At 51.9% G+C, this 9595-nt stretch carries 10 protein-coding genes; 6 read left to right on the top strand and 4 right to left on the bottom strand.

Translation table 11 applies throughout. The features are described from left to right. Positions 1-16 precede the first annotated feature (16 nt). The gene (locus C1N64_RS16655) at positions 17-172 is read right to left on the bottom strand and encodes a hypothetical protein (protein ID WP_006119982.1); all 156 of its coding nucleotides are present in this window, start codon (positions 170-172) and stop codon (positions 17-19) included. Between the two features lie 147 nt (positions 173-319). Next, a complete protein-coding gene (locus tag C1N64_RS16650) occupies positions 320-433 on the bottom strand; it encodes a hypothetical protein (protein ID WP_006119983.1) in 114 nt (37 codons plus the stop codon). Between the two features lie 145 nt (positions 434-578). Here C1N64_RS16650 and apbE point away from each other — a divergent pair, with 145 nt between their 5' ends. From apbE to C1N64_RS16635, 3 genes are all read left to right on the top strand, one after another. Beyond that, positions 579-1619, top strand: a complete 1041-nt coding sequence (apbE, locus tag C1N64_RS16645) for an FAD:protein FMN transferase ApbE (RefSeq protein WP_033740598.1) — start codon at positions 579-581, stop codon at positions 1617-1619. A 13-nt stretch (positions 1620-1632) separates the two neighbouring features. Beyond that, positions 1633-2274, top strand: a complete 642-nt coding sequence (alkB, locus tag C1N64_RS16640; protein ID WP_110268202.1) for a DNA oxidative demethylase AlkB — start codon at positions 1633-1635, stop codon at positions 2272-2274. 85 nt (positions 2275-2359) lie between these two features. Continuing rightward, complete coding sequence (locus C1N64_RS16635; RefSeq protein WP_058708437.1) at positions 2360-4012, top strand: multidrug ABC transporter permease/ATP-binding protein; 1653 nt, start codon at positions 2360-2362, stop codon at positions 4010-4012. 162 nt (positions 4013-4174) lie between these two features. Here the strand turns inward: C1N64_RS16635 and C1N64_RS16630 are convergent, their stop codons facing one another. Then, positions 4175-4378 carry a hypothetical protein gene (locus tag C1N64_RS16630; RefSeq protein WP_006119987.1) on the bottom strand — a complete coding sequence of 68 codons (204 nt, stop codon included), beginning with the start codon at positions 4376-4378 and terminating at the stop codon, positions 4175-4177. A 253-nt stretch (positions 4379-4631) separates the two neighbouring features. Continuing rightward, positions 4632-5885, bottom strand: a complete 1254-nt coding sequence (locus tag C1N64_RS16625; RefSeq protein ID WP_039338178.1) for a mechanosensitive ion channel family protein — start codon at positions 5883-5885, stop codon at positions 4632-4634. Between C1N64_RS16625 and C1N64_RS16620 the strand changes: the two genes are divergently transcribed. From C1N64_RS16620 to C1N64_RS16610, 3 genes are all read left to right on the top strand, one after another. Further along, complete coding sequence (locus tag C1N64_RS16620; protein ID WP_044242209.1) at positions 5884-6090, top strand: hypothetical protein; 207 nt, start codon at positions 5884-5886, stop codon at positions 6088-6090. The genes C1N64_RS16625 and C1N64_RS16620 overlap by 2 nt on opposite strands. A gap of 395 nt (positions 6091-6485) precedes the next feature. Further along, a complete protein-coding gene (locus C1N64_RS16615; protein ID WP_394515009.1) occupies positions 6486-7889 on the top strand; it encodes a glycoside-pentoside-hexuronide (GPH):cation symporter in 1404 nt (467 codons plus the stop codon). A gap of 41 nt (positions 7890-7930) precedes the next feature. Next, a complete protein-coding gene (locus C1N64_RS16610; protein WP_006119989.1) occupies positions 7931-9445 on the top strand; it encodes an arabinosylfuranosidase ArfA in 1515 nt (504 codons plus the stop codon). The last annotated feature ends 150 nt before the right edge of the window (positions 9446-9595 follow it).

Here is a 9595-nt window from a genome sequence, read left to right as displayed (position 1 = left end):
CTATGCGCTCCCTGCGTTATTCCTCACCCACCGAGGCTGGCGGATGGTTTTCGTCTGACGGCACAAGAACGTTGCCGTATCTCGCCCCTTCAAACGCCACACCTGACAAGGTAAACGCGGCGTAACTCAACCAGCGTTGTAACGCCGTCATTCCGATTTCTGGCTTTTCCATCCTCTCTCTCCCGGCAACGCAGATAGCATTACACGTGCAGAATTCATGCCAGTCTGACCGCTCTCATAGCCACGGACATCTCGCCCGTTTTGCTACAATGGCCGGCGATTCAGGGGAAGAGAATGACCTTTGATGGTGCAGACGTGATCAACGACGGCGCAGATAAGTCGTAACCATGTGGCGGTGACGGCGTTGTTGCCAGGTTTTATAACTGCCAATAACGAACAGGCCCAGCGCAACGGCAAGGATTATATAAATCATCTGTTGCTCCTTATGCTTACGCCCTCAGTATTGAGGAGAACGATCCAGTCTGTGCGACTCACTCAGCTTTATCAACCAGTTTTAATTTAATTTACTTAATGTTTATGCTTTGAAACAGGCATAAAACGCCCGTTATGGATGAATAATGATGAGAAGTAAGATTAATCTGCTGTTAGTGGCGGCGGTCCTGCTGGTAGCAGGATGTGATCATCCCGCATCAAAAACCAAAGACGGAATGGTGCTGGAAGGGAAAACGATGGGAACGGTGTGGCGGGTGAGCCTGGCGGGCGTGGATGAAACGCGTAAAGCCGATCTGCAGCAGCGCATTCAGCAACAACTGGATGCCGACGATGCCGAACTTTCAACCTGGAAGGCTACCTCCGTGCTCTCTCGCTTTAATCAGAGCCGCGCCACCACGCCGCAGCCGGTGAGTGAAAACATGGCTGATATTGTGACGATGGCTTTACGTATCGGTAAAAAAACAGCAGGCGCCATGGATATTACGGTGGGACCGCTGGTGAATTTATGGGGGTTTGGGCCGGATAAACAGCCCGTGCATATTCCCGATGATCAACAGATTGCTGCGGCCAGAGCGTTGACCGGCTTACAGCATTTGCGCGTCATACAGGGCAGCAACGGACAATGGCTGCAGAAAGATCTGCCAGGCTTGTATGTCGACCTCTCCACTATGGGCGAAGGATTTGCCACCGATCATCTGGCTCGCCTGATGGAGCAGGAAGGCATCAATAACTATCTGGTGTCGGTCGGGGGAGCCGTCTTATCCCGCGGAATGAATGCACAGAACCAGCCGTGGCGGGTTGCGATTCAAAAACCGACCGACAGAGAAAATGCGGTTCAGGCCAGAGTCGATCTGCAGGGCCATGGGATCAGTACGTCGGGGAGCTATCGCAACTATTATGAACTGGACGGTAAACGCCTCTCCCACATTATTGATCCGGCCACAGGCCGGCCTGTCGATCACAAGCTGGTTTCGGCAACCGTGATTGCCACGACCGCGATGGAAGCCGACGGCTGGGATACCGGGCTTATGGTGCTAGGCACAGAAAAAGCCAAAGCGCTGGCTCTGAAAGAGAAGCTGGCGGTGTACCTGATTACGAAGGAAGGGGACAAATTTGTGAGCTGGATGTCGCCACAATTTACCGCTTTCATTATTCCATCTGACTGACAGAGAGAAACGCATGCTGGATCTGTTTAGTGACGCTTCACCCTGGCAGGAACCGCTGGCGGACGGCGCCGTGATATTGCGGCGACGTGCCCGCGATCAGGCCGACGCACTGTATGAGGCGATCATGACGATTGCGGCGAGCAATCCGTTTGAACACCGTATTACGCCGGGAGGACACCGCATGTCCGTCGCCATGACCAACTGTGGTGATTTTGGCTGGTCCACGGATGCGCGCGGCTACCGTTACAGTGAGCAGGACAGCACACATCAACGCCAGTGGCCTGCGATGCCGGAGACGTTCCGGCTACTGGCCCGTCAGGCGGCAGAAGAGGCGGGCTTTCCGGCGTTTAATCCGGATGCCTGCCTGATCAACCGCTATGAACCTGGGGCAAAACTGACTTTGCATCAGGATAAAGACGAGAAAGATCTGCGTCAGCCGATCGTTTCTGTGTCGCTGGGGTTGCCTGCTGTATTTCAGTTTGGTGGCTTTGAACGCAGCGATCAGGCGCAGCGGGTGCTACTTGAACACGGCGATGTGGTGGTCTGGGGCGGCCCGTCTCGCCTGCGTTACCATGGAATATTGCCGCTGAAAGCCGGTATTCATCCGCTGACTGGCGCGTTCCGCTATAACCTGACATTTCGCCGGGCGTTTTAACGTGCGCAAGTTAGTGCGAATAACTATTGCTATCATTTGCCATCACTTTACACTGCAGGCTCACTGGATTGCCGGGTAAGGTTTTATGGCGTTGTTACAGGTTGTTTTTAATCAGTATCGCTGGCCGTTTATTGGCGTGATTTTGCTCACCCTGCTGAGTGCGGCATTGGGATTAGGCATGATTGCGTTTATTAACAGCCAGATGATTGTTGCGGTGAATACCTCGCTAAGCGTGTTGCCGGCTTTTCTGGCTCAGGTCGCGCTGCTGATGGCAGTGACCCTGGCTTCACAGCTGTCGCTGACCTGGCTGGGGCATCAGTTTGTCTGGCGGCTGCGCGGCGAATTTATCAAACGTATTCTGGATACGCGCGTGGAGCGCATTGAGCAAACAGGCAGTGCGCAACTGCTGGCAGGATTAACCAGCGATATCCGGGCCATTACCCTTGCGTTTGTGCGTCTGCCGGAGCTGATTCAGGGCATCATTATCACGCTGGGGTCAGCGCTCTATCTTGCCTGGCTGTCGCCGAAAATGTTGCTGGTGACCAGCGGCTGGCTGGCTGTGACGCTGGTGGGCGGCTGGATGCTGGTTTCCCGGGTTTATCAGCACATGGCGAAACTGCGTGAAGTTGAAGACAACCTTTACCGTGACTACCAGACGGTGATTGAAGGACGTAAAGAGCTGCAGCTTAACCGCGCGCGTGCCCGACTGATTTATGACACGGTTTATCAGCAGGATGCCCGCGCTTACCGGCACCACATTGTGCGCGCCGATACTTTCCACCTCAGTGCCGTCAACTGGTCCAATATCATGACGCTGGGTGCTATCGGCATGGTCTTTTTCATGGCAAACAGTCTGGGCTGGGCGAATACGGCTGTCGCAGCAACGTTTTCCCTGACGCTGCTGTTTCTGCGCACGCCGCTGCTGTCGGCGGTAGGGGCCTTGCCGACATTGCTCAGCGCGCAGGTGGCCTTTCGCAAACTCGCGCTGTTTGAACTTGCACCTTATCAACCTGATTTTCCTGTCCCCGCAGCAACAACTCCGTGGCAAACGCTTGAGTTGCGCGACGTCACCTTTCATTACGGTGAAAACGGGTTTCGGGTGGGGCCGGTCAACCTGACGCTTCGTCGTGGCGAACTGGTGTTTTTGATTGGCGGTAACGGCAGCGGTAAGTCGACGCTGGCGATGCTGCTGACAGGTCTGTATCAGCCCCAGTCCGGTTTTCTGGTGATCGACGGTCAGCCGGTCGATGCTGGCGACCGGGATGCCTGGCGGCAGCATTTTTCAGCCGTCTTTACCGATGTGCACCTGTTTGATCGCCTGATTGACAGTCAGGGCGAACCGGCTTCGCCTGCCCGCGTCCAGCTATGGCTTGAAAAGCTAAAAATGCAGGACAAGCTGAAGATTGAGGGGAATAAGATACTTAATCTGCAACTGTCGAAGGGGCAGAGCAAAAGACTGGCGTTACTGTTGGCGGTGGCGGAACAACGCGACGTCTTGCTGCTGGATGAGTGGGCCGCCGATCAGGACCCGCATTTCCGCCGGGTATTTTACCGCGAACTGCTGCCTGCGTTGCAGGCGGCGGGCAAGACCGTCTTTGCAATCAGCCATGATGATCACTACTTCATTCATGCCGATCGTCTGCTGGAGATGCGCGATGGCAGGCTGTATGAGTTAACCGACAGTGAGCGCGAGCGGGCCACGCAGGATGCGATAAAGCTTACCGACACCGGCTTGTAGACGCGTGGCAGCCGTTGCCGGCGCATCGACGATTAACGGAAATAAGACAAAAGATAAAGCCGCTCAAATCAGCGGCTTTTCAATGTTGGGTTGGCGTTTTCAGCTTCCACTCAGGCCTGACAGTGCCAGAGTCAACAACGGTGGGTTGGTCGCTTGAGATAATCAATCATTGGGTGGGATGGCAAAGTTTTTTAGTGACACGACAAAGTGGTGTTGGCCTTTACTGATGCGCGCACCGCGATCGCACCACTGACTTGCCAGACGGAAGAAATCGTCACAACCGATGTCGTATGCCAGCTCCACCTTACTGATGCCTGAATGCAGTAAGTCTTCTGCATCCTTCAGGTTCTTAGCTTTGATGACCATATCTGTATCCTCGATTTCAGGAGGAAACAGAATAAGTTATTTTTATTACAAAATTGTTTCAATTTCATGAATGGCTGTCATATTTGCCCGTTTTGTGAAGCCACAAACACTTTGCATGTCACGTTAACCCAATGACTTTTTTCCTGAATCTCCCTTTCAGGCCTTTTTCTGGCAAGCCAGAGGGAAACCGCCTCAGCGTGGCCCGACTCACTATCCGCTCACTGCCATGCTATCTGTTCTGCGTTTTCCGCTTTCACGGTTGGGGTTCACTTTCTGCTGCTTGCCGGACAGGCCCCTGCGACAGAAAACTGAGATCGCTGCCGGACGGGCGCTGATAAATACGTAATGAAAAAACGTTAGCGATGGCATAGATATATTCAAAGATTGCCGACTGCGTATTTTCATAGTCCACCCAGAGTACGGAGGAGGTAAAGCAGTAGATCTCAATCGGTAACCCTTCGGCTGAAGGTTTCAGCGATCTCACCACGATATACATGTCTTTGTGGATATCCTCACGCTGTGTCAGCCAGGCAGTAAGATAGTGACGAAAGACCATCAGGTTAGTCATGCCGTTTTCAACAAACCAACGGTCACCGACTGCGCTCAGTTCCCGACCATCCATCAGCTTTGACAGTTGTTCGCTGATGCCGCGGACCTGGACCATCGGCTCCAGCATGGCATGATCTACAAAGCGTATTGACGTTTGATCAAGGTAGAAACTCCGCATAATGCGTCGTGCCCCGGAGGAAAACATTGCCTGCCAGTTGGTGTACGTTTCGGTCAGAAAGGTTTTTGTGGGCACACGCGAAAGTGTATTGTCCCAGTTACGAATGGTGATGGTGTGCAGCGCGATATCAATGACCTCGCCACTGATATTATTCGCGGGCAGCTCAATCCAGTCGCCAAGCTGTAGCACGTCATTCGATGAGAGCTGAATATTCGCCACCAGTGATAACAAGGTGTGCTGAAAGACCAGCATCAGAACCGCTGCCACGGCACCCAGACTGGAGATGATAATGGCTGGCGACTTATTCGACATAATGGCCAGGATCATTATCGCAGAGATAATGTGGACCAGAATCTTACCGACCTGAATATAGCCCTTGATTGAATGATTTTTACGTTTTGATTTTTTGACATAGGAGATGTTCACAATCTCCAGTACTTCATTAAAAAACAGCGACAGATAAACCATAAATAAAATGCCGCAAATGGTTTTTATGGCGATTAACAGGTGCTCGGGCAGGTCCGGCATAAACTGTAACAGGAAGTAGACCGTGATGACCGGAATAAAATTGGATAGTTTTTCAGACAATCTGACATCTTTATCCAGCGGCACCTGATTCTTGTGACTGCTGAAGAACACTTTACGCACCACTCTGACCACAAAAAATTTGCATATCAGATGGGCTACCAGGCCCGCGACAATCAACACCAGGAGGTTAACAGCAATAGAAAGGGCGGGTTTATTCTCGATAAAGTGTTGTATGTCGTTAAAATAATTCATGTTAATCGTAAGCCTGGAAATGTTGCTGGTATTCAACCACAAACCTGTTGATGGCGATAAGCGTAGCGTGCGCCTGCTCTTCGCGCGACCGCGGTTAAATAAATTGTTGTTTGTGCCTGAACCTAAGCCGCGCGGCGACAGCCAGGAGGTGATGACCCTGCTGTTGTTGACGTGCGCGGCTATCTGTTTCAGCGTGGGTCGTTAACCGCGATGTTTTGTCAATGCATCGCATTGTCTCATGAAGGTGAGTGCGGGTAATGCGCGGAGGTCTCCATCGCAGCAAATCGCATTGCAGATAAAGCCAGGGGAGAGACGAATCAGAGAAGGAATAATATCGTCGGCGTTTTTCTCCTTTGCACAGGGAAGGTGATTAGCGTCAGGTTTTATACTTGCAGAAAATTAAATTTTTGATGGTGACTGACGCGTATTAACCAGGCTGCTGTCGGTTTTATCCCAGGCGAGATGATGGCTGAATATATGCCCATATACGCTGAATACATGGAATATATGGTTATTATTTTGCTTATGAGAGCGTTATCGTAGGTTAAAAATACCTCTAAAACATATGCTTATCGCCACCTCTTTTCAGGAAGGTGGAAAATGAAAACGCACATAACGTCAACCATTCATGCCGATTACGCTGTTCAGTCAGACCGCTCGGGTCGTGTAGGCTTTATTGAGAAGGCCGGATTTGGGGCCGGTGATGCAGCCTGTAATATGCTGTTCAACCCGATAACCCTGTTCCTGTCATTTTTTTATACGGATATATTTGGTCTGGCACCGGGCGTGGTGGCGACCATCTTCCTTGTTGTCCGTTTTGCAGATGCGATTTTTGATCCTTTTTATGGCGCCTGGATTGATAAAACCACCACACGCTGGGGACGCTTTCGTCCGTGGATCATTGGCTTCGCCGTACCGTTTGCGATGAGTTGTATGGTGATGTTTTACACGCCCGATTTGCAGGGCAATGCAAAGATCCTGTATGCGTTTATTACCTATCTGATTTTGTCACTGCTGTATTCCGGTGTGAATATTCCGTACTGCTCGCTAGGCGGTGTTATCACCACCAATGCGCAGGAGCGGGTGTCCTGTCAGCAGTTTCGTTTTATGGGCGCTGGCTTTGCCAGCTTATTCTGTACTCTGACATTGTTACCGATGGTGGCTTTCTTCGGTAATGGCAACCGGCAAATGGGCTTCTTTTGGGTCATTACGATTTTTGCCGTGATTTCCCTGTTCCTGTTTGTCTTTTGCGTGGCTACGACACGGGAGCGCGTGATCCCCAAAAGCAACGCCGGGGATTCCATCTTTAACATTATCCGGCAAATCATGAAAAACGATCAGTGGGTGGTCTGTGTCTTTGCCATGTTCCTGGATTGTATTCCGTCGTTTGTGCGCGGGGCCGCGTGTATTTATTTTGCCAAATACGTGATGGGGCTAAACGATTATTATGCCACGCTATTTCTGAGCACCGGGATTGTCGCCGGGATTCTGGGTTCCTATATCACACCGTATTTCACCAACCGCTGGTGCAAAGTCACCGTTTACCAGGTATGCAAAGCTATCGCGCTGATGATGTCTGTCGGGTTCTTTTTTCTGCCCGCGCAGAGTGTGCTGGTGGTCTTTGTCTGGTTCTTTGTTCTGTCAGTGATTCATCAGATTGGCGCGCCCATTCTGTGGTCGTTTATTGGCGATGTGGATGACTATGGCGACTGGAAAACGGGTAAACGTCTGTCCGGCATCTGTGCCTCCGGTAACCTGTTTTCACTCAAAATTGCGCTGGCTGTCAGTGGCGCGATGGTGGGGGCAGTGCTGTCGGTTACCGGTTATCAGGCCAATGTCGCCATTCAAAAAGCTAGCGCGATTGCGGGCATTTATACGCTGATGGTCTGGATTCCGGTCGTGGGTTATCTGCTTTCTGTGTGGCTGGTCCGCACGCGCTACATACTGACCACGGCCAAAATGAAAACCATCGAAGACGACCTGTTATCGACGCATGCTGAGTGAGCCTCTGCGCGTTCGCCACAGAGAAGACAGAAGGGGAGAAAATGATTAAGTACTTTTTTCAAAAACAAAACTACATCGGCCAGGTCAATGACGCGCTGTACGGCTCTTTTGTGGAACATCTTGGACGTGCGGTCTACAGCGGTATTTATGAACCCGGTCATGTCACGGCGGATCGGCACGGTTTTCGTCAGGATGTGGGGGCCCTGGTGCAGGATCTGGGGATTAACACCGTACGCTATCCTGGTGGCAACTTTGTCTCTGGTTACAACTGGCGAGACGGTATTGGGCCGCAAGCTGAGCGTCCGGTGCGGCTGGATTACGCATGGCTTACCAAAGAGAGCAATCAGTTTGGCATTGATGAGTTCGCGACCTGGTGTGAAAGCTATGGGCTGACACCCATGATTGCCGTAAATCTTGGCACCGGCACGCCGCAGGAGGCCGGTTACTTTATTGAGTACTGTAATGTGGCATCGGGGACCGCGCTGAGCGACTTGCGTATCCAGCATGGTCGGGCAGCGCCGTACAATTTTAAACTCTGGTGCCTGGGTAACGAGATGGACGGTGACTGGCAAACCGGGCAACTGAGTGCAGAAGATTACGTGAAAAAAGCCCGTGAAACGGCAAAAATCATGCGCTGGGTCGATCAGGATATCAGGCTGGTCGCCTGTGGCAGTTCAAACTCGTTACAGGCCAGTTATCCGGAATGGGATCGCATCGTTCTGGAAGGGCTTTATCATCAGATCGATTACCTTTCCTGCCACCACTATTTTGAAAACAGCACCGGCAATCCGCAGGACTTCCTGGCGTCTTTCCAGCGAATGGATGATTTTATTCATACCATCACGGCCACAGCCGACTATGTGAAAGCCAAACTGCGTAGCGATAAAAAAATGATGCTGTCGTTTGATGAATGGAATATCTGGTCCATTGAAGGCGAGCCCTGGCAGGATTACTTTACCGATCCCGCTAATCGCTATCAGGAAGCACCGCCGTTACTTGAACAGTCTTACACCTTCCTTGACGCGCTGACGTTTGGCGGGCTGATGTGCTCGTTACTCAATCACTGTGACCGCGTAAAAATGGCTTCTCTGGCCCAGTTAGTTAATGTGATTGCCCCCATCTTTACCCGTCCGGGAGGGGAGGCCATTCGCCAGACGATCTACTGGCCTTTCCAGATGGTGAGCCATTGCGGGCGAGGGCATGCCTTACGCTATTTTGCCAATGTTCCCACCCTGAATACGGTGCACGGCGAAACCCGGCAGATACAGAGCGCGGCGGTGTACAACGAAGAGAAACAGCAAATTGCCTTCTTCGCGCTCAATATGCACGAGCATGATGCAGCGGATGTGGCCTTTATGCTCGATGGCTTTGGTGAAGGGACGATAGCCGAACACAGCATACTGGCAGGTTATGCGCTGGACGCAAAAAACACTTTTGCTCAGCCCGACAACGTGGTGCCAACGTCACGCACGCTCACTGAGGCTGAACGTCGTCAGATGCAGGTGACGTTGCCGCCGCTGAGCTGGAACCGGGTGCTGATTGATCTGCGGGGTTGAATACAGGTCGGGCCGGCCAGGTTGGCGGGCCCGGAGACAGACATAAAAAAACCAACCGTAAAGGTTGGTTTTTTCGGGATAATTTGGTCGGCACGAGAGGATTTGAACCTCCGACCCCTGACACCCCATGACTATGTTTGATTTTGCTCG

It is taken from the genome of Pantoea sp. SGAir0215 (assembly GCF_043543215.1).
The sequence above is the reverse complement of the archived record's forward strand: the minus strand, read 5'-3'. Positions and strand labels throughout refer to the sequence as shown.

What these genes read in the sequence shown, in the direction of transcription:
- C1N64_RS16650 (WP_006119983.1), bottom strand. Translation starts at nt 433, where the DNA reads ATGATTTATATAATCCTTGCCGTTGCGCTGGGCCTGTTCGTTATTGGC.
- C1N64_RS16625 (WP_039338178.1), bottom strand. Translation starts at nt 5,885, where the DNA reads ATGAATTATTTTAACGACATACAACACTTTATCGAGAATAAACCCGCC.
- alkB (WP_110268202.1), top strand. Translation starts at nt 1,633, where the DNA reads ATGCTGGATCTGTTTAGTGACGCTTCACCCTGGCAGGAACCGCTGGCG.
- C1N64_RS16620 (WP_044242209.1), top strand. Translation starts at nt 5,884, where the DNA reads ATGTTAATCGTAAGCCTGGAAATGTTGCTGGTATTCAACCACAAACCT.
- apbE (WP_033740598.1), top strand. Translation starts at nt 579, where the DNA reads ATGATGAGAAGTAAGATTAATCTGCTGTTAGTGGCGGCGGTCCTGCTG.
- C1N64_RS16655 (WP_006119982.1), bottom strand. Translation starts at nt 172, where the DNA reads ATGGAAAAGCCAGAAATCGGAATGACGGCGTTACAACGCTGGTTGAGT.
- C1N64_RS16630 (WP_006119987.1), bottom strand. Translation starts at nt 4,378, where the DNA reads ATGGTCATCAAAGCTAAGAACCTGAAGGATGCAGAAGACTTACTGCAT.
- C1N64_RS16635 (WP_058708437.1), top strand. Translation starts at nt 2,360, where the DNA reads ATGGCGTTGTTACAGGTTGTTTTTAATCAGTATCGCTGGCCGTTTATT.
- C1N64_RS16615 (WP_394515009.1), top strand. Translation starts at nt 6,486, where the DNA reads ATGAAAACGCACATAACGTCAACCATTCATGCCGATTACGCTGTTCAG.
- C1N64_RS16610 (WP_006119989.1), top strand. Translation starts at nt 7,931, where the DNA reads ATGATTAAGTACTTTTTTCAAAAACAAAACTACATCGGCCAGGTCAAT.